The 22,717-nt window shown below is 52.5% G+C and carries 25 protein-coding genes; 11 read left to right on the top strand and 14 right to left on the bottom strand.

Going from position 1 to position 22,717, the window contains the following annotated elements; genetic code table 11:
- Positions 1-35: 35 nt before the first annotated feature.
- Both C5523_RS25040 and C5523_RS25035 read left to right on the top strand, forming a co-directional pair.
- Positions 36-881, top strand: coding sequence for an AraC family transcriptional regulator (locus C5523_RS25040; protein ID WP_108702179.1), 846 nt, complete (start codon positions 36-38; stop codon positions 879-881).
- 44 nt (positions 882-925) lie between these two features.
- Positions 926-1,522 carry a LysE family translocator gene (locus C5523_RS25035; RefSeq protein WP_172960935.1) on the top strand — a complete coding sequence of 199 codons (597 nt, stop codon included), beginning with the start codon at positions 926-928 and terminating at the stop codon, positions 1,520-1,522.
- Here the strand turns inward: C5523_RS25035 and C5523_RS25030 are convergent, their stop codons facing one another.
- The 5 genes from C5523_RS25030 to aspA form a co-directional block, all read right to left on the bottom strand.
- Entirely contained in the window at positions 1,523-2,098 is a 576-nt protein-coding gene (locus C5523_RS25030; RefSeq protein WP_039077853.1) for a transcriptional regulator, read from the bottom strand.
- A 48-nt stretch (positions 2,099-2,146) separates the two neighbouring features.
- Positions 2,147-3,862 carry a protein-disulfide reductase DsbD gene (locus C5523_RS25025; RefSeq protein ID WP_108702178.1) on the bottom strand — a complete coding sequence of 572 codons (1,716 nt, stop codon included), beginning with the start codon at positions 3,860-3,862 and terminating at the stop codon, positions 2,147-2,149.
- Positions 3,838-4,161: a divalent cation tolerance protein CutA gene (cutA, locus tag C5523_RS25020; protein ID WP_039077851.1), complete on the bottom strand. Its 324-nt coding sequence runs from the start codon at positions 4,159-4,161 to the stop codon at positions 3,838-3,840. The genes C5523_RS25025 and cutA overlap by 25 nt, the downstream gene beginning before the upstream one ends.
- Positions 4,162-4,242: 81 nt before the next feature.
- Positions 4,243-5,544, bottom strand: coding sequence for an anaerobic C4-dicarboxylate transporter (locus C5523_RS25015; protein WP_039077850.1), 1,302 nt, complete (start codon positions 5,542-5,544; stop codon positions 4,243-4,245).
- A 101-nt stretch (positions 5,545-5,645) separates the two neighbouring features.
- Entirely contained in the window at positions 5,646-7,082 is a 1,437-nt protein-coding gene (gene aspA / locus C5523_RS25010; protein WP_039077849.1) for an aspartate ammonia-lyase, read from the bottom strand.
- A 337-nt stretch (positions 7,083-7,419) separates the two neighbouring features.
- Between aspA and C5523_RS25005 the strand changes: the two genes are divergently transcribed.
- Entirely contained in the window at positions 7,420-7,884 is a 465-nt protein-coding gene (locus C5523_RS25005) for an FxsA family protein (RefSeq protein WP_039077848.1), read from the top strand.
- A gap of 38 nt (positions 7,885-7,922) precedes the next feature.
- Here C5523_RS25005 and yjeH read toward each other — a convergent pair whose 3' ends face one another.
- Positions 7,923-9,170, bottom strand: coding sequence for an L-methionine/branched-chain amino acid transporter (gene yjeH / locus C5523_RS25000; RefSeq protein WP_108702177.1), 1,248 nt, complete (start codon positions 9,168-9,170; stop codon positions 7,923-7,925).
- A 266-nt stretch (positions 9,171-9,436) separates the two neighbouring features.
- Between yjeH and C5523_RS24995 the strand changes: the two genes are divergently transcribed.
- The 4 genes from C5523_RS24995 (at position 9,437) to C5523_RS24980 (ending at position 14,050) form a co-directional block, all read left to right on the top strand.
- Complete coding sequence (locus C5523_RS24995) at positions 9,437-9,730, top strand: co-chaperone GroES (protein WP_007372708.1); 294 nt, start codon at positions 9,437-9,439, stop codon at positions 9,728-9,730.
- Positions 9,731-9,774: 44 nt separating this feature from the next.
- Entirely contained in the window at positions 9,775-11,421 is a 1,647-nt protein-coding gene (groL, locus tag C5523_RS24990; protein ID WP_071194324.1) for a chaperonin GroEL, read from the top strand.
- A 254-nt stretch (positions 11,422-11,675) separates the two neighbouring features.
- Positions 11,676-12,029, top strand: a complete 354-nt coding sequence (locus tag C5523_RS24985; protein WP_039077845.1) for a DUF4156 domain-containing protein — start codon at positions 11,676-11,678, stop codon at positions 12,027-12,029.
- A gap of 374 nt (positions 12,030-12,403) precedes the next feature.
- Positions 12,404-14,050: a methyl-accepting chemotaxis protein gene (locus C5523_RS24980; protein WP_304596173.1), complete on the top strand. Its 1,647-nt coding sequence runs from the start codon at positions 12,404-12,406 to the stop codon at positions 14,048-14,050.
- 93 nt (positions 14,051-14,143) lie between these two features.
- Here C5523_RS24980 and yjeJ read toward each other — a convergent pair whose 3' ends face one another.
- Positions 14,144-15,019, bottom strand: a complete 876-nt coding sequence (gene yjeJ / locus C5523_RS24975) for a YjeJ family protein (protein WP_039077844.1) — start codon at positions 15,017-15,019, stop codon at positions 14,144-14,146.
- Between the two features lie 228 nt (positions 15,020-15,247).
- Positions 15,248-16,276 carry an EF-P beta-lysylation protein EpmB gene (gene epmB, locus C5523_RS24970; RefSeq protein WP_079497678.1) on the bottom strand — a complete coding sequence of 343 codons (1,029 nt, stop codon included), beginning with the start codon at positions 16,274-16,276 and terminating at the stop codon, positions 15,248-15,250.
- Positions 16,277-16,317: 41 nt separating this feature from the next.
- Here epmB and efp point away from each other — a divergent pair, with 41 nt between their 5' ends.
- The 3 genes from efp to ecnB all read left to right on the top strand — a co-directional run bounded on the left by efp (position 16,318) and on the right by ecnB (position 17,449).
- The gene (gene efp, locus C5523_RS24965; RefSeq protein WP_039077842.1) at positions 16,318-16,884 is read left to right on the top strand and encodes an elongation factor P; all 567 of its coding nucleotides are present in this window, start codon (positions 16,318-16,320) and stop codon (positions 16,882-16,884) included.
- A 176-nt stretch (positions 16,885-17,060) separates the two neighbouring features.
- A complete protein-coding gene (gene ecnA, locus C5523_RS24960) occupies positions 17,061-17,195 on the top strand; it encodes a lipoprotein antitoxin entericidin A (RefSeq protein ID WP_039077841.1) in 135 nt (44 codons plus the stop codon).
- 107 nt (positions 17,196-17,302) lie between these two features.
- Entirely contained in the window at positions 17,303-17,449 is a 147-nt protein-coding gene (ecnB, locus tag C5523_RS24955; protein WP_039077840.1) for a lipoprotein toxin entericidin B, read from the top strand.
- 36 nt (positions 17,450-17,485) lie between these two features.
- Here the strand turns inward: ecnB and C5523_RS24950 are convergent, their stop codons facing one another.
- The gene (locus C5523_RS24950; protein WP_039077839.1) at positions 17,486-18,109 is read right to left on the bottom strand and encodes a LuxR C-terminal-related transcriptional regulator; all 624 of its coding nucleotides are present in this window, start codon (positions 18,107-18,109) and stop codon (positions 17,486-17,488) included.
- Between the two features lie 263 nt (positions 18,110-18,372).
- On the opposite strand from C5523_RS24950, the gene sugE reads away from it, so the two are divergent.
- A complete protein-coding gene (sugE, locus tag C5523_RS24945; protein WP_039077838.1) occupies positions 18,373-18,690 on the top strand; it encodes a quaternary ammonium compound efflux SMR transporter SugE in 318 nt (105 codons plus the stop codon).
- On the opposite strand, the gene C5523_RS24940 is transcribed toward sugE, so the two are convergent.
- The 5 genes from C5523_RS24940 to frdA all read right to left on the bottom strand — a co-directional run bounded on the left by C5523_RS24940 (position 18,687) and on the right by frdA (position 22,595).
- Positions 18,687-19,217, bottom strand: a complete 531-nt coding sequence (locus C5523_RS24940) for a lipocalin family protein (protein WP_039077837.1) — start codon at positions 19,215-19,217, stop codon at positions 18,687-18,689. The two genes, sugE and C5523_RS24940, sit on opposite strands and share 4 nt — an antisense overlap.
- A gap of 83 nt (positions 19,218-19,300) precedes the next feature.
- Complete coding sequence (gene frdD / locus C5523_RS24935) at positions 19,301-19,660, bottom strand: fumarate reductase subunit FrdD (RefSeq protein ID WP_039077836.1); 360 nt, start codon at positions 19,658-19,660, stop codon at positions 19,301-19,303.
- Between the two features lie 11 nt (positions 19,661-19,671).
- Positions 19,672-20,067, bottom strand: coding sequence for a fumarate reductase subunit FrdC (gene frdC, locus C5523_RS24930; protein WP_039077835.1), 396 nt, complete (start codon positions 20,065-20,067; stop codon positions 19,672-19,674).
- Positions 20,068-20,077: 10 nt separating this feature from the next.
- Positions 20,078-20,812, bottom strand: a complete 735-nt coding sequence (locus C5523_RS24925; RefSeq protein ID WP_039077834.1) for a succinate dehydrogenase/fumarate reductase iron-sulfur subunit — start codon at positions 20,810-20,812, stop codon at positions 20,078-20,080.
- On the bottom strand, positions 20,805-22,595 hold the full coding sequence (frdA, locus tag C5523_RS24920; protein ID WP_039077833.1) for a fumarate reductase (quinol) flavoprotein subunit: 1,791 nt from the start codon (positions 22,593-22,595) through the stop codon (positions 20,805-20,807). The genes C5523_RS24925 and frdA overlap by 8 nt, the downstream gene beginning before the upstream one ends.
- Between the last annotated feature and the right edge of the window lie 122 nt (positions 22,596-22,717).

Here is a 22,717-nt window from a genome sequence, read left to right as displayed (position 1 = left end):
AGAGTAATGCTGTTCCCGGGGATTTCGGAGGCAATATGGCTAATGACTGGCTGGAACTGCGGCAACATGCGGACACCGGCATCGAAACAATTCGCGCCCACTTTGAAGGCCATGCGTACGATCCGCACTGGCACGACAGCTATCTGGTGGGTATCACTCTCAGCGGAACGCAGGAATTTCATTGCCGCCGTGAGCGTCATCGCAGTACGCCGGGAGATGCCTTCTTGCTCGAGCCCGGTGAAATTCACGATGGTGACGCGCCGGTTGAAGGCGGTTTCACCTACCTGACATTCTACCTCGATGAAGCGTGGCTCAGTTCCACCCTCCGGGGTTTGTACGAGTCCGTCCCTTCCAGTTATTCGCTGCATTTTTCCCGCACGATGGCGCGCGAGCCACAGCTTGCTGGCGCGATCGCCCGGACCTTTCATTCACTGCACAGCGAAGAGATGCGCATTGTGCAGCAAAGCACCATGGATGATCTGCTCGGGCAGCTTACCCGGCACAGCCAGTGGCGCAAGCGCCTGCCGTCGCATCTGCAAAGCGCAGCGGTGGCTCATCGCGCACGGGACTATTTGCATGCCCATATAGGGGAAAACATCGGCCTGTCCGATCTGGCCCGCGAAACGGGTACCGACCGGTTTACCCTGACCCGTTGTTTTAAGCGCGAATTTCATCTCTCCCCCCATGCCTGGCTTATTCAACTGCGGCTGGCCAATGCCCGAAGCATGCTGGCGCGCGGCGAACAACCGGCGGACGTGGCGGCTGCGCTGGGCTTTGCCGATCAAAGCCATCTGGGACGCTGGTTCCAGCGAGCATATCGGCTATCGCCAGCCCACTACCGGAAACTTTGCACAAATCTTCCAGACGACATCCGTAAATAACGCCAAAGTCACAGGACGGAGAATAAGGAGTCCCGACTGTGAACATGCTCTACAGCTACCTGCCATTTATGTTGTTTGCCTTTGTGGCGTCGATAACGCCCGGCCCGACCAATATTCTGATCCTTGCCAGCAGTCAACGCTATGGCATCAGGGCCACGCTACCTGCGGTATTCGGGGCATGTGTGGCAGCAAGCCTTATTGTGTTTATCTCCGGGGCGGGGGCAGGAGAGATACTGCGAGGGTATCCGTTGCTACGTGAGGGGATGAGTTGGGCCGGTGCATTGTGGCTAAGCTGGATGAGCTGGCAGCTCTTTACCGCCCCGGCAGCGGATCTGAACGAGAAGAGTGGTGAACCCTTTAGCGGCAAAGCGGCGGCCATGTTGCAGCTAATCAACCCCAAAACCTGGATGATGGCGCTGGCCGTGGTCAGTCTGTTTGCCCCGAACGGCGCGCATCCCGTGCGCGAAGTGTCATTTTTGTCACTGAGCTTCCTGCTCATTTCGGTGCTCTGCCTGGGCGCGTGGACACTACTGGGCAAAGCGGTAAACCGGCTCTTTCGCAGCGCGGCATCGCTGATTTGGTTTCAACGGGCGATGGCGCTCTGCCTGCTGATTTCCGCCTGGACCGGGTTTATGCACTGATCAGGTTAATGCACCGCCCGTGCGACAACATGCAAAACGAAGAATATCTTCTGCGAGCTGTCGGGCGGTATCGACGTCAGTCTGGCTGCGATTGACCAGCATCCTGCTTAGACAACCCTCCAGCACCAGCTCCATCTGTTTCGCGACCATTGTCGGGTCGTCCACTTCCAGTTGGGTTAACAGGTCATGGGTGAAGTCGAAGGCCGCCTGCTTTTGCTGATCCGCCAGTTGGTGTATCGGATGGTCCGGGTCGGGGTAAAAGGTGCAGGCGGCGATAAACAGGCAGCCCGGATAGCGATTGTTACTAACGCAATCCGTCAACGCCCCATAACGCGCCAGCAATTTTTGCTCTTTTGTCAGCTCTTCATCGAGTAATAACTGCCTGCGCCAGATATCAACCTGCTGGCTGAGATAGCGTAGCGCATCATAAAACAGCGCTTCTTTATCCGGCCAGAAACGCAAAAACTCCTCTAACGGGTAGTCAATACGTTCCGCGACCATTTCCGGCGTGGTGTCAGCAATCCCTCTTAATTCAAATAATTGAAGTGTCTGGCTTAAAACATCTTCACGTTGCACGGTAAGTTCCTCCGTTGTCAGAAGCCTGCGTCCCCAACCAAGTGTTGTTTACGGTGTGTGATTGCGCAAATGTGTCGTAAAGGCAGGCGCATCCATAAACCCCGTGACCCGCTGTGCCGGTTGCTCGTGGCCTTGCGCATCAAAAAACACAATGGTGGGTAAGCCCAGAACCTGTAAATGGTGCAGTAGCGCTTGATCCTGTGCGTTATTGGCGGTGACATCCGCCTGTAATAACACGGAATTTTTTAATGCTGCCTGAACCCGCGTATCGCTAAAGGTGTACTTCTCAAACTCTTTGCATGCCACGCACCAGTCGGCGTAAAGATCCAGCATCACCGGGCGACCTTTGGCCTGTGCCAGCGCCTGATTAAGGTCATCCACGGTTTTGATGGTAGTAAATGGCAGGTGTGCCTGGTTTTGCGCCGCTGGCTGACCAAAGGCCCAGTCCTGCAAGGGACGAGCGCAAACCAGCGCCGCACCTAACAGGACGATTTGCACAATGCGCATCACCGGGCGGGTTGCGCCGAGGCTGGCAATAAAGGCCCAGGCGAAAAAGGCGACGCCGAGCAGCGACCATAAGCGTAAACCCCAGTTATCGCCCAATACTCGCTCGAGCAGGAAAACGGGTAACGCCAGGATCACAAAGCCAAAGGCGATTTTGACCTGCGCCATCCACGGGCCGCTTTTCGGCAGCAGGCGGTTGCCAAAGACGGTAACCAGAATCAGCGGCAATCCCATCCCCAGGGCATACAGATACAGCGTGCCGCCGCCAAGCCACAGATTACCGCTTTGGGCGATATAGAGCAGGATGGCGCTCAGCGGCGCCGTGGTGCAAGGGGAACAAATCAGCCCGGCAATCGCCCCCATAGCGAACACACCGCCTGCGGAACCACCTTGTTGGCGGTTGCTCATCAGCGTTAAGCGGGTTTGCAGCGAGGAGGGCAATTGCAGGGTGAACAGGCCAAACATCGACAGCGCCAGTACAAGAAAAACCACCGACAGGCCAATCAGCACATACGGATGCTGGAGTGCAGCCTGGAACTGGAGACCGGCGGCCGCCACGACCAGGCCCAGCGCGGTATAGTTCAGCGCCATGCCCTGCACATAGATAAATGCCAGCAGCAGCGCGCGGGGCGTTGAAAGGCGTTGTTTGCCCCCCAGCACGATGCCTGAGATCAGCGGGTACATCGGTAAGACGCAGGGGGTGAAGGCCACGCCAATGCCAATCAGCAGCGCCCAGAGGGCGGAGAAGGGCAGCGCGGCTGGAGCCGTATCGTCATTGCCCCTCACCACGGCCCTCTCCCCGGAGGGGCGAGGGGGGATGGATTGGGCAGTGGCTTTCACCTCACTCAACGGAATCACTTTGGTTTCCGGCGGGTAACAGAACCCGGCGTCCGCACAGCCCTGGTAGATCACCGTCAGGGTCGCGCCTTTGGCCGCCTCGGTGATGGTCACCGGCAGGTGCAACTGTTGGCGATAAATCTCGCTCTTGCCATAAAACTCATCGTTATGCGGCTCGCCGAAAGGCAGTTGTGGCGGGGTGATCGCCGCTTGCTGCGCAGTGAGTTTGATTTGCTGGCGATAGAGGTAATAGCCCTCTTTCACCTGCCAGTTCAGCTTGAGTTCATTTTCCTGTTGCTGGAAATCAAACATAAAGGCCTGATCGGCCGGAACAAAACTGGACCGTCCGGGGGCGTCAAATAACCCGGCAAGGGCCGGTGTGCTGCATAACAGCAGAATCAGCGTAAGGATGCGTTGAGCCATGAGAGGTAATCAAAATCTCCGTGAGTAACCGGTATAGCGAGTAATTCTGGGGTCTGATAAGGGTGATGCGATTTTATGCAGGCGAAGAGATCTTCAAGGTGTGCAACGTCAGTTTTGAGCAACAACTGTACTTCATATTCCTGTTCCAGCTTCCCCTCCCAGTAGTACATAGAGGTGGCGCCGGGGAGGAGGGTCACGCAGGCAGCCAGCTTATCGGCCAGCGCTTTGGCGGCCAGCTCCTGGGCCGTCGCTTCATCCGGGGCGGTACAGAGCACAACAACAGTATCAGGCGTGTTCATCGTTAACCTCTTCGCAGCGAAAAGGGGACTATATCACGCACACGAAAAACGGGCCGCAGTACGGCCCGTTTTTAACCACTTTTACAACAGAATACCGCCAATTACGAAACCGAGTATCACGCACAGGGTGATGGCGATAACGCCCGGAACTAAAAAGGCATGGTTAAACACATATTTGCCGATACGCGTTGAACCCGTATCGTCCATTTCCACAGCCGCAAGCAGCGTTGGGTAGGTTGGCAGGACAAACAATGCGGATACCGCAGCAAACGATGCCACGGCGGTCAGCGGGCTGACACCCAGCATCAGTGCCGCAGGCATCAGCGCTTTCGCGGTTGCTGCCTGAGAGTAAAGCAGCGTAGAGGCGAAAAACAGCACCACTGCCAGCAGCCACGGGTAGCTGTTGAGCAGGTTGCCGGCCACAGTCTGGATATCCTGAATGTGGTTTTTCACAAAGGTATCGCCCAGCCAGGCCACGCCCAGGACGCAAATACAGGCGCTCATACCCGATTTAAAGGTGCTGGCGTTGAGAATGTCGCCCGTGTTGATTTTACAGGTCAGGCAAATCAGCGTGGCGATGGTTAACATGAACACCACAATCGCTTCGTTACGTGGCAATACCGGGTTCGTGATAAGACCTACGTTCGGACTGATTGCCGTGGCGTACAGCATGACGGCGATAATCCCAACCAGGAACAGCAGCACGGAACGTTTGGCATGCGGCTTCATCTCGAAAACTTTACTGCCGCGCAGTTTGATTTCCCCTCTTGCCAGACGCTCCTGGTAAACCGGATCATCTTTCAACTCAGCGCCGAGGAAGTTACACACAATAGCCGTCAGCATAACGGCAATCAGCGTAACAGGAATACAGACCGCCAGCAGCGTCAGATAACTCACACCGAGCGGTTCCAGAATGCCGGCAAAAAAGACGACAGCCGCAGAGATGGGGGAGGCGGTAATAGCGATTTGCGAAGCCACGACGGCAATGGAAAGTGGTCGGGAAGGACGAATCCCTTGCTCTTTCGCCACTTCGGTAATGACCGGCAGCGTAGAAAACGCCGTATGACCGGTACCCGCCAGGATGGTCATAAACCAGGTGACCAGCGGGGCGAGAAAAGTAATGTATTTCGGATGACGGCGCAGCATACGCTCCGCAATACTCACCAGGTAATCCATGCCCCCTGCCACCTGCATCGCGGCAATAGAGGCGATGACCGCCATGATGATTTCAATCACATCGAAGGGTATAGCGCCGGGTTTGATTTGAAAAAAGAGTGTCAGTACAAGCACCCCGAAACCACCGGCAAAACCGATGCCGATACCGCCGAGTCTGGCCCCCAGGTAAATAGCAAGCAGGACGAGTACAAGTTCTGCAGCAAACATAATTGCCTTCCTTGTTGATGAAATGAGAATGATTTTTTTTACTGCAGGCTAAAAAAAAGGCACGTCAGAGCTGACGTGCCTTGTGGCTTTAGCCGTCAGTGTTACTGTTCGCTTTCATCGGTATAACGCTTCGCCTTATAGGCCGGATGCATCAGGTTCTGTGCGGAGAAAATATCATCCAGCTCCGCTTCCGTCAGCAGACCGCGCTCCAGCACGACCTCGCGCACACTCTTGCCCGTTTCGGCACAGATTTTGCCGACGATGTCACCGTTATGGTGGCCAATAAACGGGTTGAGGTAGGTCACAATACCAATCGAGTTATAGACATAGCCTTCGCACACAGACTTGTTAGCCGTGATACCGCTGACGCATTTTTCCAGCAGGTTGTAGCAGGCGTTGGTCAGAATGTGGATGGACTCAAACATGGCCTGGCCAATCACCGGCTCCATCACGTTCAACTGTAACTGGCCCGCTTCGGACGCCATGGTTACGGTGGTGTCGTTACCGATGACTTTGAAGCACACCTGGTTCACCACTTCCGGCACGACCGGGTTCACTTTAGCCGGCATGATGGACGAGCCTGCCTGCAGTTCCGGCAGGTTGATTTCGTTCAGACCCGCACGTGGACCCGAAGAGAGCAGTCGCAGGTCATTACAGATTTTGGACATTTTGACGGCCAGGCGTTTCAGCGCGCTGTGTACCATCACGTAAGCACCGCAGTCGGAGGTTGCTTCAATCAGGTCTTCTGCCGGTACTACAGGCAGGTTGCTCACTTCCGCCAGTTTTTGCACCGCCAGTTGCTGGTAGCCATCCGGGGTGTTCAGACGTGTGCCGATAGCCGTTGCGCCGAGGTTCACTTCCAGCAGCAGCTCAGAGGTGCGCAGCAGGTTTTTCGTCTCTTCATTCAGCAGTACGTTGAAGGCGTGGAACTCTTGTCCCAGCGTCATCGGAACGGCGTCCTGCAACTGTGTACGGCCCATTTTCAGGATGTCACGGAACTCATCCGCTTTGTGTTCAAAACCTTCACCTAACTGAGTGATGGCATCGACCAGCTTGAGGATGGAGGTATACACCGCGATACGAAAACCGGTCGGGTAGGCGTCGTTGGTGGACTGGCATTTATTGACGTGGTCGTTCGGGTTGAGGTACTGGTATTCGCCTTTCTGGTGGCCCATGAGCTCCAGACCGATGTTGGCCAGTACTTCGTTGGTGTTCATGTTTACTGATGTCCCTGCGCCGCCCTGATAGACGTCGACCGGGAACTGGTCCATGCATTTGCCGTTATTCAGGACTTCATCACATGCCGCCACGATGGTGTTCGCAATGCTCTTAGGAATGGTTTGCAGCTCCTTGTTGGCCAGAGCAGCCGCTTTTTTCACCATTACCATTCCCCGGACAAACTCCGGGATGTCGCTGATTTTGCTGTTACTAATGTAGAAGTTCTCAATCGCTCTAAGAGTATGCACACCATAATAGGCATCCGCTGGAACTTCCCTTGTGCCCAACAAATCTTCTTCGATACGAATGTTGTTTAACATGTGAACCTTCTTTATCAAGCTACGAATGAATACACCAAACACACAGTATATATGTGGTTATGTGTGATTTCGGGCCGACGATTATCCCCTTAATCGGCCAGATATCTGCGATCATATGCTGATCCGAGCGAAAAGCCGTAATCTGGATCACTTATTATCTTAGCCGCTTTATCAGAATCATTAATCTGTGAAATGAATCACCGCTATCGCAGCGCTGGAAAAAATAGTTTCCGCGGAAAATTGAATTTTCCGGCAGTTGTCACCATCTCAGTAAGTATGCGAATCGCAAAAATTTACCGACAGGCGCCAGTGGCGTCTGTCCACTGAGGAGAAACCAGTGCGCTGGATACCGCTGATTGCTGTTTTTTTATACGTCTACATCGAGATATCGATTTTCATTCAGGTGGCGCACGTGTTTGGCGTGCTGATGACGCTTATCCTGGTCATTTTTACTTCGGTTATCGGGATGTCTCTGGTGCGTAATCAGGGCTTCAAAAACTTTCTGTTGATGCAGCAAAAGCTGGCGACAGGGGAAAGCCCGGCGGCCGAGATGATTAAAAGCGTGTCGCTGATTATTGCAGGTTTACTGCTGGTGCTGCCGGGGTTCTTTACCGATTTCCTCGGCTTACTGCTGCTGTTGCCGCCGGTACAAAAACATCTGACGCTTAAGCTGATGCCGCATTTACGTTTTTCCCGTATGCCGGGCGGCGGCTTTAGCACCGGGCCTGGTAATACGTTTGAAGGGGAGTACCAGCGCAAAGATGATCAGCGCGACCGCCTGGATAACAAAGACGATCGCTAAACATTTTGTAGCCCGGAAGGCGAAGCCGTCTTCCGGGTTTACGACCGCTGAACCGCCACGCCGCGCCTGGGTAAAAATGCCCACAGACCTGCCAGCATCACAATCGCATACAGACTCTTCCAGCCAGGAATGGCCAGCAGCAGTAAGCACAGAATGCTGCCCACCCAGGCCAGCACTTTATAACGCCCTTTCAACAGGCGGCACCCTGCCAGCATGCACAGCAAATAAATCAGAATGAAAATGCCGTTGGCATAAATGATGAGCGTGTCGAGATTAATGGCAAATGCGTAGATACCCAGCGTACAGATAACGCAGCAAATCAGGACGGCATTCAGCGCGTTAAGCGGGATTTGTCGGGAGGACAAACGCGCCAGCGGGCTTTGCGGCTTGTATTGTGCCTGCGACCACACCAGCCGGGCGAAGCTCTGAATATAGATATTGAGACTGGCAAAACAGGCCAGATAACCGATGATGCAGGCAATCCACTGCGCCTGCTTGCCGAACAGCTCAACGACGATGATCGGTAAAGACGCCGCGGCTCCTGCGCTATGCCAGAGCGGGAAATGCAGCACCACCACGGTACAGGCCCAGTAGACTGAGCCAGCCAGAATCAGGCCAATCATCAGTGCGTGGGGGAAGTCGCGTTCAGGATGCTTAAACTCCGAGGCCAGATGGGCAAAGGCTTCCAGGCCGACGAAGCACCAGAACATCACCGCCAGCGAGGCGGTCATGCCGGAGAGGGGAACCTCGGCCGGTGCCGGAAAAGACAGGGCGCTAAAGGAGAGCCCACCACGCCACCAGATGGCGATGATCAATGCAACGATAAGCCCGGCAATGATGGATTGCAGGTTAGCGCTGGAACCCGCACCGCGCGTCCCGATGAGCCAGATAAATGCCAGGGTGGCAAGCTCGGCTATCAGCAGTTGCGCGCCCTGCCAGCCAAACATACCCTGCCAGAAACCGGCGGCGATATGCAGTGCCGCGGGCAACCCTACCGGGATCACTGACAGAAATAACCAGCCGGTGACGCGCTCCAGTCGTGAGCCAAACGCCATGCCGACAAAGTGGGCAACGCCGCCCGCGCTGGGAAACTGACGACCAAGAACGGCGAAGACGATAGCGACCGGAAAGACCAGCAGAATGAGCACGGGCCAGGCCCACAGGCTGCTGTCACCTGCCGCCAGCGCAGCCAGCGCCGGAACGGCAAAAACCCCTGTGCCCAGTAACGATGTTGAAAGTAACCCAATTCCCTGAGCCAGCCCCAGCTCCTGTTTCAGTCCACTCATGGCCCGTATCCCGCACGTCATCGCAAAGTAAAGTGGGATAATGCTATCACAATCAATTTTACTTATGGCTGTTGGTGCGCCTGCCTCTTCTCACGGATTGCGTTTTCCCTTTTCTTGCCGGCCTGGGGCTTTGTGCGAATTTTTTTTAAAGTCCCCCCTTGAAGGGGGAAAAACCCATCCCCATCTCTCTGGTCACCAGCCGGAGAACCGATTGCGGGCCGGCGTCACCCATAACTGATAATGACTTTCTCAAAGGAGAGCTATCAATGAGTATTCGTCCGTTACATGATCGTGTGATCGTCAAACGTAAAGAAGTTGAATCTAAATCCGCTGGCGGCATCGTTCTGACCGGTTCTGCAGCAGGCAAATCAACTCGTGGCGAAATCATCGCTGTCGGTAAGGGCCGCATCCTGGAAAACGGTACAGTGCAGCCACTGGACGTGAAAGTGGGCGACATCGTGATTTTCAATGATGGTTACGGTGTTAAAGCTGAGAAGATCGACAATGAAGAAGTGTTGATCATGTCCGAAAGCGACATTCTGGCAATTGTTGAAGCGTAATCCGCGAACGACACTGAACATACGAATTTAAGGGAAAGATTAAAATGGCAGCTAAAGACGTAAAATTCGGTAACGACGCTCGTGTGAAAATGCTGCGCGGCGTAAACGTACTGGCAGACGCAGTTAAAGTGACCCTGGGCCCGAAAGGCCGTAACGTAGTGCTGGATAAATCCTTCGGCGCGCCGACCATCACTAAAGATGGTGTTTCTGTAGCACGTGAAATCGAACTGGAAGACAAGTTCGAAAACATGGGTGCTCAGATGGTGAAAGAAGTTGCCTCTAAAGCGAACGACGCTGCAGGCGACGGTACCACCACCGCTACCGTACTGGCGCAGGCTATCATCACCGAAGGCCTGAAAGCTGTGGCTGCGGGCATGAACCCGATGGACCTGAAACGCGGTATCGACAAAGCCGTTCTGGCCGCTGTTGAAGAGCTGAAAGCACTGTCCGTACCGTGCTCTGACTCTAAAGCGATTGCTCAGGTTGGTACTATCTCCGCTAACTCCGACGAAACCGTAGGTAAACTGATCGCAGAAGCGATGGACAAAGTCGGTAAAGAAGGCGTGATCACCGTTGAAGACGGTACCGGTCTGCAGGACGAACTGGACGTGGTTGAAGGTATGCAGTTTGACCGCGGTTACCTGTCTCCTTACTTCATCAACAAGCCGGAAACTGGCGCAGTAGAACTGGAAAGCCCGTTCATCCTGCTGGCTGACAAGAAAATCTCCAACATCCGCGAAATGCTGCCGGTTCTGGAAGCCGTTGCGAAAGCAGGCAAACCGCTGGTTATCATCGCAGAAGACGTTGAAGGCGAAGCGCTGGCGACTCTGGTGGTCAACACCATGCGTGGCATCGTGAAAGTGGCTGCGGTTAAAGCACCGGGCTTCGGTGACCGCCGTAAAGCTATGCTGCAGGACATCGCTACCCTGACTGGCGGTACCGTGATCTCCGAAGAGATCGGTATGGAGCTGGAAAAAGCGACGCTGGAAGACCTGGGCCAGGCGAAACGCGTTGTGATCAACAAAGACACCACTACCATCATTGATGGCGTGGGCGACGAAGCGGCAATTCAGGGCCGTGTTGGTCAGATTCGTCAGCAGATCGAAGAAGCGACTTCCGATTACGACCGTGAAAAACTGCAAGAGCGCGTAGCCAAACTGGCTGGCGGCGTTGCGGTTATCAAAGTCGGTGCTGCTACCGAAGTTGAAATGAAAGAGAAAAAAGCACGTGTTGAAGATGCCCTGCACGCGACCCGTGCTGCGGTAGAAGAAGGCGTGGTTGCGGGTGGTGGTGTTGCGCTGATCCGCGTAGCAAGCAAAATCGCTGGCCTGAAAGGTCAGAACGAAGACCAGAACGTGGGTATCAAAGTTGCGCTGCGCGCAATGGAAGCTCCGCTGCGTCAGATCGTGCTGAACTGCGGTGAAGAGCCGTCTGTTGTGGCTAACACCGTGAAAGCGGGCGACGGTAACTACGGTTACAACGCATCTACCGAAGAATACGGCAACATGATCGAGATGGGTATCCTGGATCCGACTAAAGTGACCCGTTCTGCGCTGCAGTACGCGGCATCTGTAGCCGGCCTGATGATCACCACCGAGTGCATGGTGACCGACCTGCCGAAAGGCGACGCGCCTGACTTAGGTGCTGCTGGTGGTATGGGTGGCATGGGCGGTATGGGCGGCATGATGTAATTTAATCTTCATACTTCAAGCCGCAGGTGCGTTGGCTGCGCTCATTCACCCCAGTCACTTACTTATGTAAGCTCCCGGGGATGAATGGACTTGCCGCCTGCCTGCAACCTGAACTATTCGATTAAATAAGCATCTCGCTAAAAATGAGAAACCCCCGGGCAGAAATGGCCGGGGGTTTTTCTTTTGGTCATCTTTTTAGTATAAGATTCAGACACGGACGCAAGACGTCCAGCTCATTGATTGTGGGGAATAACATGCACGTTAAATATTTAGCAGGGATTGTCGGCGCAACGTTGTTACTGGCAGGCTGTAGCGCCGGTAATGAGCTTTCTTCGGGCGGGCAGAATGTTCGCTTCGTAGAAGATAAACCTGCAGCAAACTGTCAGTATCTGGGTACCGCAACGGGTAAACAAAGCAACTGGCTTTCTGGCCAGCATGGCGAAGAGGGTGGTTCAATGCGCGGTGCGGCTAACGACCTGCGTAACCAGGCTGCGCAAATGGGCGGCAACGTGCTGTTCAGCGTCTCCAGCCCGACACAAGGCTTTATGTCCAGCTTCGTGCCGACAGCCAGCGAAATGACCGGTCAGGTTTATAAATGCCCGCAGTAACGTAAACTGCATTGCTCCCATTTATAAATGGGAGCAGTGATCCTGATGTTGTTTGTATGTTTTATTATTCATATTATTTTTCTAAACTCACGTTTTAATCGTAACTGTTTAATTCTTAATCATATTTTTTATTGGTTTATAAATTAAAATCGAACGTCTTTTATTTTTATCCCCCACGTATATTAAGATTTCTTAAGCTTTCACTTGTGTGAGAGTTTTCACATCTTTTTTTCAATTCGTAAAGTAAAAGTTAACTTAACGCTAAAGTTTTAATAAAGCGTTCCGATAAATAAAACCGAAGTGTGAAAGGACTCTCCCTCATGGTGGTTATTCATCATGATATATCAAAGATACTAAAGTTAAATTGGAGAGGTATGATGAACATCACCAAACGGTTATTACTCGCTTTTTCTCTACTTATCATTAGCTTGATTGGCACGAATATCATTGCAATGATTTCTTTATCAAAAATTAGTGAGGACACTAATTATTTCCAGGAAAATATTCTTCCCAGCCTGACGACAATGAATAAGGAAATGATTCAGGCTACAGGTGTTCGTTCGCAACTTTATTTGCATGGTTTAACCGAAGACCAGGCGCAAATGGATGTCATTAAACAAAATGCCAACAAAATTTATGATGAGCTCCTTGCAAAACATCAATACTATCTTAAAGAATTAGCTTCTGACCCGCGTGACGTAGAACTGAGCAATAAAACACTGGCGGATTTACAGGCGTTCCGCGGAGCAATGGACCAATATTTTAAAATATCAGAATCGAATGACCGCAAGGCGATTATCCAAAGCATGCAAAAAGGCGGATTAATCGCAGAAAAAATTGCTGCATTACTTGCTGATTTTAATGATCAGATTGACTACAACACCTCTTTAGTTGTACAGGCGAATGCGGCCAGTAAATCGCTTATTAGCAAAGCTCTGATTTTATCAGTGAGCGCAACGCTGGCTGCCACCATTCTTCTTGGGCTGTTTGGTCTGCTTACGGTTTTAAATATTCGTCGCCGTTTAAATGCCATGAGAGATGGCATGGTGCAGATCAGTGAAGACCTTGATCTGAGCAAAAATCTGCCGGCCGGCCGCCAGGATGAAATTGGCCATGCCATCACGGCATTTAACCATCTCGTTGAGCGGGTGGCGGAATCCCTCAGTATGGTGAGAAATGCTTCTGCTTCGGTAAATACTGCGGCAAATGAAATTTCTTTAGGCAATGATGAGCTGTCAGCGCGTACTGAACAACAATCTGCCGCCGTTGTTGAAACTGCGGCCAGTATGGAAGAGCTGAGCTCGACGGTAAAACAGAACGCGCAAAACGCCCAACAGGCGAGTTTGCTGGCTGTTACCGCGTCCGATACGGCGAGTCAGGGTGGTATTGTTGTGGGTAATGCCGTGAGCCGGATGAAAGATATTATCGAAAGCTCACGCCGCATCTCTGAAATTACCACCGTTATTAACGGTATCGCGTTCCAGACCAATATTCTGGCGCTCAATGCCGCCGTTGAGGCTGCGCGTGCGGGCGACCAGGGGCGCGGGTTTGCCGTTGTTGCCGGAGAGGTTCGTTCACTAGCTCAGCGCAGCTCACAGGCTGCAAAAGAGATTGAAGCGCTCATCGGCGAGTCAGTTCATTTTGTAGAAGAAGGCGCAAAACAGGTCGATCTGGCGGGTGAAAGTATGAGTGGGATTGTTCACTCCGTTACCCAGGTTAAAGATTTGATGCAGGAAATTGCCGCAGCGTCTGACGAGCAAAATCGGGGTATTGCGCAGATTGCTCAGGCCATGTCTGAAATGGACACGACAACACAGCAGAACGCCGCTCTGGTTCAGGAATCGTCTGCTGCTGCGGGAAGTCTGGAAGATCAGGCGGTCAAGCTGCAACAACTGGTTGATGTATTCCGTTTACCTGGGGTACAAACAGCGGCGGCTGCGGCCAAAGCCCCTAAACGTCCTCTTAAAATGTCCCCTGTGTCTGCGGCTGCAGGCCATGATGCGGGTTGGGAGACGTTCTAAAGCAGGGCCTTACTGTAATAGCGTCGCACCTTTTGTTCAGGTGCCGGTAATTCCAACGCTGCCACGGAATATCGTGGCAGCGTTTTCGCTATATTATTTTTTGGCTTTTTTTACCGATGGTTTCACCGTGACCTGATGGCGTATCTGGTTCAGCGTATGCATGCATCTATCCAGATTAAGCGGTTCACCCTCTTGCACGTTAATAGCCTGAATGTGTACCTGACAGGCTTTACTGGCGAGTTTCCCCAGCCGTGGGCTGAAAGCCAACAGTCTTTTGGCGATCGCCTGGGTTTCAGGAGTATCGGGAAGGCTTCTGGTTTTGATAACCGTACCGCAGAAAGTGGATTTTTTCTTTGTCTCGGCATAGTGGTAAAGAAGAATTAAATAGTGATCAAACAATGCCGTTTTCCACTCTGGCTGGGTATAGGTATCGTAGATCATCTTACCGTCAGGCTGGCAATCAACATCATATAGTGGAAGAAAATCCAGTAACGAAGAGATACGCAATGCCAGGTCGCGCATACCAGCGTTATTAATGGCATGAATTAAAACATGGGTAAGTAACTCTATTTGCAGCTCATGAACTTCGAAGGTGAACTTTTCATTATTATGTAACTGCAACGTGAAAATGAGTTTCCCTTCATCGTAGGTGAAATTATCAATGGCATTTACGCGATAATTTATATCTGCATTTTCCAGTTCTTCTCTTTTTAACTCAGGAATATGGGCGTGCATTGCTTTGGTTACCGCAGTTTGCGCTGCGATGAAATCATCCCGTTGAGTACCGTCCAGTTCTTTTTGCTTAGAGAGATGATATTCCATGGCGACAAAAAGATCGCGTAAAGTCAAAGCCGGAAAGAAAAGCAGCTTCGTGTCACTCTTTTTAATGTTTAGTTTTAGCGCGACGGCAAGAAACTCGTCATTGTTACGTATTACGCCTGCGTTGACACCCGTAATATTCATTTCCATTATGGTTCTCCATAACCATTGTTAAAAACTATATATCCAACTGAACAATAGAATTGGTGAATATATTCTCTGCTATACACTTAAAAAGAGGATTAAAATACCATAATAAATGCAGTGGACAATCAGATATGCTAAAAAATCGAGCCTGGATGAGAAAACACTATCGTTTTCGTAGATACAGAAAAGCAATGCATTCCTGCACCGCTTTTCTGTTTGAACGGTTAGCTTCTATTGTTGCCGTAACTGCAAATCCAGTGGCGTTTTGCTGGGCTCACCGCCAATTTCCCGGGCCAGTTTTGGCACCATATAGCCTGAGATCAGCGTCAACAGCTCTCGCATAATTTCCCGCGCTTCATCATCGCTAACCATGAAATGGGCCGCGCCCTGAACTTTATCCAGCACATGCAGGTAGTAGGGCATCACGCCAGCATCAAACAACGCGTTACTGAGGTCTGCAAGCGTGCGGGCATTATCATTAACGCCGCGCAATAACACGCTCTGATTAAGCAGTGTTACACCAGCCCGACGCAGTTTAACCATGGACGCGCGAAAGTCGTCATCGATTTCCTGGGCATGATTGATATGGTTCACCAGCAGAATCTGCAGAGAAGAACCTGCAAGGCGGGCGACGAGTGTGTCGGTGATCCGCGCCGGAATGACAATCGGCAGCCGGCTGTGAATACGCAAGCGCTTGATATGTGGAATGGCTTCAAGCTGCGCGATCAGCCAGTCCAGTTCATGATCTTTCGCCATCAGCGGATCGCCACCGGAGAAAATGATCTCATCAAGTTCCGGTTGCCGGGCAATATAATCCAGCGCAACCTGCCAGTTGCGTTTATTGCCCTGATTTTCTGCATACGGGAAGTGGCGGCGGAAGCAGTAGCGGCAGTTTACCGCACAGCCACCTTTAACCAGCAGCAGTGCACGGTTACGGTACTTATGCAGCAAGCCAGGCACCACACTTTCCTGCTCTTCCAGCGGATCGGTGCTGTATCCTGGGGCGGCAACAAACTCTTCTCTCGCCGTCAGGACCTGACGTAAAAGCGGATCGTTGGGGTCGCCTTTTTTCATTCTCGCGGCAAAAGCGCGGGGCACGCGCAACGGGAACAGGCGTTTTGCTTCGCGTCCGGCGGTTAAATTTTCGTCAGTGTCTATATTTAAAACACGCAAGAGTTCATCTGGATCGGTTATTACATCGGCAAGTTGCACTAACCAATCTTCTCTGGATGGGGTATTTAGGGTTACAATATGCGCCATTTTGTGGCTTAGCTACCAGTTAACATTTTTAGAGGGCCTTTATGGCGACTTACTATAGCAACGATTTTCGTGCCGGTCTTAAAATCATGCTCGACGGCGAACCTTATGCAGTTGAAGCCAGCGAATTCGTTAAACCAGGCAAAGGTCAGGCATTTGCACGCGTTAAACTGCGCCGCCTGCTGACTGGCACCCGTGTAGAAAAAACCTTCAAATCTACTGACTCTGCCGAAGGCGCAGATGTTATCGATATGAACCTGACTTACCTCTACAACGACGGTGAGTTCTACCATTTCATGAACAACGAAACCTTCGAGCAGTTGGCTGCCGATGCGAAAACCGTTGGTGACAGCGCGAAATGGCTGCTGGATCAGGCTGAGTGCATCGTGACGCTGTGGGATGGCCGTCCGATCGCTGTGACTCCGCCGAACTTTGTTGAACTGGAAATCATTGAAACCGATCCAGGTCTGAAAGGTGATACCGCGGGTACCGGTGGTAAGCCGGCTACGCTGAGCACTGGCGCAGTGGTTAAAGTTCCGTTGTTCGTACAGATCGGTGAAGTGATTAAAGTGGATACGCGTTCCGGCGAATATGTATCCCGCGTGAAGTAATTCACTTTATCTTTTAGGCTGCCTCTTTGTTGGCTGTGCTTAGAGAAACCCCAGTTAACCCGTTAAATAGTTTGCTGGGATTTCTTGCTTGTCGCCACAATGCAGCCTGAATGATTTGTCTATTGTGAAATGTTGGTGCGCTCACCTTATTGCACCTTTGCTTTTCCAGGGCAGGAATGATGAAACGTCTTCTCAGTCTTGTAGCACTCTTTCTTCTCACCACCACTTTGCTGGCGGGCTGTAATACCGCGCGTGGCTTTGGTGAAGACATCAAACATCTTGGCAACTCAATCTCGCACGCTGCCAGCTAATTTCTTCCTGTCGTCCTAAAAATCGCCGATATTCCGCCAGGTTGCGCAATCTTGTCTATTCTTAAGTGGCTATGCACAAACAATATTGGCTACATAAGGAAGATATTATGGTTAAGAAGACATTTGCTGCGATCTTTACTGTACTGGTTCTTTCCTCAGCGCTGACTGCTTGTAACACCACGCGTGGTGTCGGTCAGGATATCTCTGAGGGTGGTAGCGCTATTTCTGGCGCAGCGACAAAAGCGCAGCAGTAATTCCTGCCAGTACGCGGTACGGCCAGTGCCGTACCGTTAATTCAGGTTGTCTTGCACGGTGTCTGGTGCTTCGGGGAGCGAAAGGAACGGTGTAAAACGGTTACCCATCCCCAGCTTCATCCGAATATTGCGCTTGTAGGTATACACCGTCTTACCATTGATGCTCATTTTGGACGCAATAGATTGATTACTGCGGCCTTCCATCCACAATGACAGTACTTTTTCTTCCTGGCGTGTGAGCAACGGGGTGGCTATCTGTGGCCCGGTTCGCACGGGGCGGGACAGAACGGCATGATCAATGACTTTAGCCAGCGTTTCCATCGGCTCACTTTTTTGCAGCGTTGCCTGTACCTGATACTGGGCACAATACGCCATGAGTTGGGCATCTTCCCCTGACTGCAAAAGGATAAGATGGTTATCTTTACCGCAGGCGGTGAACAGTGAGGAAAGTTGCTGAATATGGTGGAGATCATTCTTAAAGCCGTAAAGATCGGCAATGATCAAGTCCGGCTGCCATTGCACAATATGCTCTTTTGCCAGCATCAGGTTATTCAGCGAAGTCACAAGGAATGAAGCCGGGAAAAAATCAGTCTGATTGAGCCAGCTTTCCAGCCCCGTACGGGTGAAGTAACAACGGTCAATCAAGAGAATTTTGAACATATTTTTCTTCGCAGTAAGAATATTGACGCACGGCTTCCCGTTGCTGGCAGCACTTCATCATAGGGGGTACTTATGGGGAATAAATGCGCGAACTGCGTTGCTATCTGTAGCTATTTCTTGCTTTAAGTCACTTAAATCTGCGCAATTACGCAAAAATTGCATTCCGTTTGTAACCAGGTCAAAATTTATCTCTCTCAACCAGCCTGTCGGGACGACCCGATTGCGCAACACTCAATGGGGACGGCCCCGCACTGGAGCCACCTATGTCATGGATAATTCTTTTTATCGCTGGTCTTCTTGAAGTCGTTTGGGCTATTGGCCTGAAATACACGCACGGTTTTACCCGCCTTGTACCCAGCGTGATTACCGTAACGGCGATGATCGTTAGCATCGTGATGTTGTCATGGGCGATGAAAAGCCTGCCCACAGGAACGGCGTATGCCGTCTGGACAGGCATTGGCGCCGTGGGGGCTGCTATCACGGGGATTGTGTTATTCGGTGAATCGGCCAATCCCGCGCGCCTGCTAAGCCTGGCACTGATTGTCGCGGGGATTATCGGCCTTAAGCTCAGTACGCCTTAAAGGGTCTGATTTATCCACAGAAGTTTTTCAACCGCAAAACCTTCGCGGGCTGCGATATCAACGAGCTGTTTTTTCACCGCATCCGGAAGCGTCGGTGTGCGTGACAAAATCCACAGATAGTCCCGATCCGGCCCGCATACCAGCGCATATCGGTAATCTTTGTCCAGCGCAATGACGTTATAGCCGCCATAGAAAGGACCGAAGAACGAGACCTTAAGTGCGGCCTTACGCGTATCACCGGTAAAGTACGCCTTCCCGACCGATTGTTGCCACATACCGCGTTCCGGATTGTAGCCTTTATTGATGACCTGAATGCCGCCGTCATCCATTGTGCTGTAGGTCGCGGTCACCTTTTCCAGGCCACGCTCGAAGCGGTGGTCAAAGCGGGCAATTTCATACCAGCGGCCAAGGTAACGTTGCGCATCGAAGTTATCCACCACGGTGACGCCAGAAGGGGGAGTAGGAGAGCTACAGGCTACAACCAAAAATGCAGCAGCAGCCGTTGCGATAATCGGCAACAAACGCATGATTTTTTCCTTCCAGTTTTTTACTTAAGTGTAGAAGCTGGCGGGAAAAATGCTCTCCCGCCAGAGCGGGAGAGCGAGGTGAATTAAAGGAAGATGACCCCGATCAGGGTGACCACTGTCAGAATAGCGGCGAGGCCATAGAAGACCCATTTCCCGCTGGGGATATGGACTTTAATATCATGCATGGCATGATGCAGACGGTGCAGCCCGCACCATAGCGGCAGAACAATCATCAGGAATAAAAACGCACGGCCGATAAAGCTTTGGGCAAATGCCAGTACACGTTCGTAGCCGAGCGCTTCACCGGGGTAGAGACCCAGCGGTAGCAGCACGCCAACCAGCAGAATCATCACCGGCGCGATAATCGCACTCCACATGCCGCCTGCGCCGAACAGCCCCCAGAAGACGGGTTCATCGGAACGTTTTGGGTTTGGATTGATCACCTTTGGCCTCCTTACCAGAACAGTGCAACGAAAAGAATGACCACCGTCGCCAGCACGGTCACGACCCACAGCCCTCTGATAACCGGCTCGGGTTTAAGCTTTTCGCTTTTGATGATGATATTCGACGCTTTTGGCGCCAGTTCAAACCAGGTTTTGGTGTGCAGCAACGCTGCCGCCAGGGCAATCAGGTTCAGGATCACCACTATTGGGTTTCGCAGGAAGGTAACAAATCCTTCCCAGGATTCCGGGCCATGTTTTAAGGAAAAAAGTCCGCAGATCAAAATGATGCTGAACCATACCGCCGGTAACGCTGTTCCTTCACGCAGCATATAGAAGCGATAAAACGGCAGCGATTTCCACCAGGTCGACGGCATTGGCCGGACATAGGGTTTGCGTTTAGTCGTCATGATGCGCTCCTTAGCGTGGTTTCAGAGTGGCGATAAGAAAGTCTTTCGAGCTTTCCACTTTGCCCTGCTGGATAGCGGCCGCCGGGTCGACATGTTTCGGGCACACTTCCGAGCAGTAGCCCACAAAGGTACAGCTCCAGACGCCATTTGGACTGTTCAACTGCGGCATACGCTGCTGTTTCCCGTGGTCGCGGTTATCCAGGTTGTAGCGGTGCGCCAGCGTGATGGCCGCCGGGCCAATAAACTCCGGATTGAGGCCAAACTGCGGACATGCCGCATAGCACAGGCCACAGTTGATACAGCCGGAGAACTGATGGTATTTCGCCATCTGCGCCGGGGTTTGCTTGTTCGGCCCCTGATCCGGTGTCCGCGAATTGCCAATGATGTACGGCTTAATGGCCTCCAGGCTTTCGATAAAGTGAGTCATGTCGACCACTAAATCGCGCTCGATAGGGAAGTTCGCCAGCGCCTCGATTTTTAGCCCTTTCGTGTAGTCACGTAAAAACGTTTTACAGGCCAGCTTCGGCACTTTGTTGACCATCATGCCGCAGGAACCGCAAATCGCCATACGGCAGGACCAGCGATAACTGAGGTCCGGCGCCAGGTTATCCTTTATATAACCCAGCGCGTCCAGCAGCGACGTTTGCTCATCGTAAGGCACATCATAAAAGGCGCTGTGCGGAGCGGTATCCACTTCCGGGTTATATCGCACCACCTCAACTTTCAGGGTTTGCATCTCAGCCATGGGTCGACTCCTTCTTCTCAGCGGCTTCCGCTTCGCCACCGTAAACACGTTTCGCAGGCGGCAGCGTCGTTATCTTCACGTCGCTGTAATCGAGACGGGTAGTACCGTCTGCGTCCCGGTACGCCAGGGTGTGCTTGAGGAAGTTGACGTCATCGCGCTCCGTGCAGCCCTCATCCAGACGTTGATGCGCCCCGCGCGACTCTTTACGTGCCAGCGCGGAATGAGCCATACATTCGGCGACGTTAAGGCCGTGCCCCAGTTCGATGGTATAAAGGATGTCGGTATTGAACACGCTGGAAGTATCGGTGATGCGCACGCGTTTGAAACGCTCTTGCAGCTCCGCCAGTTTATCAACGGTTTTTTGCATCAGCTCTGGCGTACGGTAGATACCGCAGCCTTCTTCCATTGACTCACCCATTTCGTCGCGAATTTTCGCCCAGTTTTCCGTGCCTTCCTGATTAACCAGATTTTTCAGGCGTTGCTCAACGTCGGCGGCCTGTGCGTTCAGCGCAGCGTCGCTGGCTGCTGTCGCGGAGGCGGCGCGCGCCATTGCTTGTTCACCTGCCAGACGACCAAACACCACCAGCTCTGCCAGCGAGTTTGAGCCAAGACGGTTTGCGCCATGCAGACCAACAGATGAACACTCACCCACAGCAAACAGCCCTTTGATACGGGTTTCGCACTGCTGATCGGTTTCGATACCGCCCATGGTGTAGTGCGCGGTGGGGCGTACAGGAATCGGTTCTTTTACTGGATCCACGCCAACGTAGGCTTTTGCCAGTTCGCAAATAAACGGCAGACGCTCCAGCAGTTTTTTCTCACCCAGATGGCGCAAGTCGAGATGGACGACATCGCCGCGCGGGGTCGAAATGGTGTTGCCTTTACGCCATTCATGCCAGAACGCCTGCGACACTTTATCGCGCGGCCCCAGCTCCATATATTTGTTCTTCGGTTCGCCCAGCGGGGTTTCTGGCCCCATGCCGTAATCCTGCAGATAACGGTAGCCGTTTTTGTTGACCAGGATACCGCCTTCGCCACGGCAGCCTTCCGTCATCAAAATACCGGAACCCGGCAGCCCGGTGGGGTGATACTGGACAAACTCCATATCACGCAGCGGTACGCCATGAGCAAGCGCCATGCCCATTCCGTCGCCGGTGACGATACCGCCATTGGTGTTGTAACGGTAAACGCGACCCGCACCGCCTGTCGCCATAACGACCGCGTTGGCACGAATCTGCACCAGCGTGCCTTCCATCATGTTCATCGCGACTAACCCACGCACCTGGCCATCGTCGACCAGAATATCCAGCACGAAGTGCTCGTCGAAACGCTGAATTTGCGGGAACTGAAGTGATGCCTGGAAGAGGGTATGTAGCATATGGAAGCCGGTTTTATCTGCGGCAAACCAGGTGCGTTCGATCTTCATGCCGCCAAAGCGGCGAACGTTGACAGAACCATCGGGGCGGCGGCTCCACGGGCAGCCCCAGAGTTCAAGCTGCGTCATTTCGGTGGGGCAATGACGGACAAAGTAGTCAACGACATCCTGCTCGCACAGCCAGTCGCCACCGGCTACAGTGTCGTGAAAATGGTACTCGAAGCTATCATGATCCTGTGCAACGGCTGCGGAACCGCCTTCTGCGGCCACGGTGTGGCTGCGCATGGGATAAACTTTTGAAATAAGGGCGATTTTAGCATTTGGATTTGCCTGGGCGGCTGCTATGGCGGCACGTAAACCCGCGCCACCCGCGCCAATTACAGCAAGATCGGCTTGAAAAGTTTGCACGACATTCCTCCTGATTATTGTTATTTCGCAACCCTTTCTGATCTGACCAGCCAGGGCCTCGAATACGATTCCACTGCTCCTTTATTGGTATGCATTATAATCTTAGGATGGTGAGGGAAATT

The organism is Phytobacter sp. SCO41 (assembly GCF_003073275.1).
In the GTDB taxonomy this organism is placed as follows: Bacteria; Pseudomonadota; Gammaproteobacteria; order Enterobacterales; family Enterobacteriaceae; genus Phytobacter; species Phytobacter diazotrophicus.
This window is presented reverse-complemented; position numbering and strand designations above follow the sequence as displayed.

What these genes read in the sequence shown, in the direction of transcription:
- C5523_RS24940 (WP_039077837.1), bottom strand. Translation starts at nt 19,217, where the DNA reads ATGCGTTTGTTGCCGATTATCGCAACGGCTGCTGCTGCATTTTTGGTT.
- C5523_RS25015 (WP_039077850.1), bottom strand. Translation starts at nt 5,544, where the DNA reads ATGTTTGCTGCAGAACTTGTACTCGTCCTGCTTGCTATTTACCTGGGG.
- epmB (WP_079497678.1), bottom strand. Translation starts at nt 16,276, where the DNA reads ATGGCGCATATTGTAACCCTAAATACCCCATCCAGAGAAGATTGGTTA.
- C5523_RS25025 (WP_108702178.1), bottom strand. Translation starts at nt 3,862, where the DNA reads ATGGCTCAACGCATCCTTACGCTGATTCTGCTGTTATGCAGCACACCG.
- C5523_RS24985 (WP_039077845.1), top strand. Translation starts at nt 11,676, where the DNA reads ATGCACGTTAAATATTTAGCAGGGATTGTCGGCGCAACGTTGTTACTG.
- C5523_RS25035 (WP_172960935.1), top strand. Translation starts at nt 926, where the DNA reads ATGCTCTACAGCTACCTGCCATTTATGTTGTTTGCCTTTGTGGCGTCG.
- C5523_RS25040 (WP_108702179.1), top strand. Translation starts at nt 36, where the DNA reads ATGGCTAATGACTGGCTGGAACTGCGGCAACATGCGGACACCGGCATC.
- efp (WP_039077842.1), top strand. Translation starts at nt 16,318, where the DNA reads ATGGCGACTTACTATAGCAACGATTTTCGTGCCGGTCTTAAAATCATG.
- C5523_RS24980 (WP_304596173.1), top strand. Translation starts at nt 12,404, where the DNA reads ATGATGAACATCACCAAACGGTTATTACTCGCTTTTTCTCTACTTATC.
- ecnB (WP_039077840.1), top strand. Translation starts at nt 17,303, where the DNA reads ATGGTTAAGAAGACATTTGCTGCGATCTTTACTGTACTGGTTCTTTCC.
- frdC (WP_039077835.1), bottom strand. Translation starts at nt 20,067, where the DNA reads ATGACGACTAAACGCAAACCCTATGTCCGGCCAATGCCGTCGACCTGG.
- ecnA (WP_039077841.1), top strand. Translation starts at nt 17,061, where the DNA reads ATGATGAAACGTCTTCTCAGTCTTGTAGCACTCTTTCTTCTCACCACC.
- groL (WP_071194324.1), top strand. Translation starts at nt 9,775, where the DNA reads ATGGCAGCTAAAGACGTAAAATTCGGTAACGACGCTCGTGTGAAAATG.
- yjeJ (WP_039077844.1), bottom strand. Translation starts at nt 15,019, where the DNA reads ATGGAAATGAATATTACGGGTGTCAACGCAGGCGTAATACGTAACAAT.
- C5523_RS24950 (WP_039077839.1), bottom strand. Translation starts at nt 18,109, where the DNA reads ATGTTCAAAATTCTCTTGATTGACCGTTGTTACTTCACCCGTACGGGG.
- C5523_RS24995 (WP_007372708.1), top strand. Translation starts at nt 9,437, where the DNA reads ATGAGTATTCGTCCGTTACATGATCGTGTGATCGTCAAACGTAAAGAA.
- sugE (WP_039077838.1), top strand. Translation starts at nt 18,373, where the DNA reads ATGTCATGGATAATTCTTTTTATCGCTGGTCTTCTTGAAGTCGTTTGG.
- C5523_RS24925 (WP_039077834.1), bottom strand. Translation starts at nt 20,812, where the DNA reads ATGGCTGAGATGCAAACCCTGAAAGTTGAGGTGGTGCGATATAACCCG.
- yjeH (WP_108702177.1), bottom strand. Translation starts at nt 9,170, where the DNA reads ATGAGTGGACTGAAACAGGAGCTGGGGCTGGCTCAGGGAATTGGGTTA.
- aspA (WP_039077849.1), bottom strand. Translation starts at nt 7,082, where the DNA reads ATGTTAAACAACATTCGTATCGAAGAAGATTTGTTGGGCACAAGGGAA.
- cutA (WP_039077851.1), bottom strand. Translation starts at nt 4,161, where the DNA reads ATGAACACGCCTGATACTGTTGTTGTGCTCTGTACCGCCCCGGATGAA.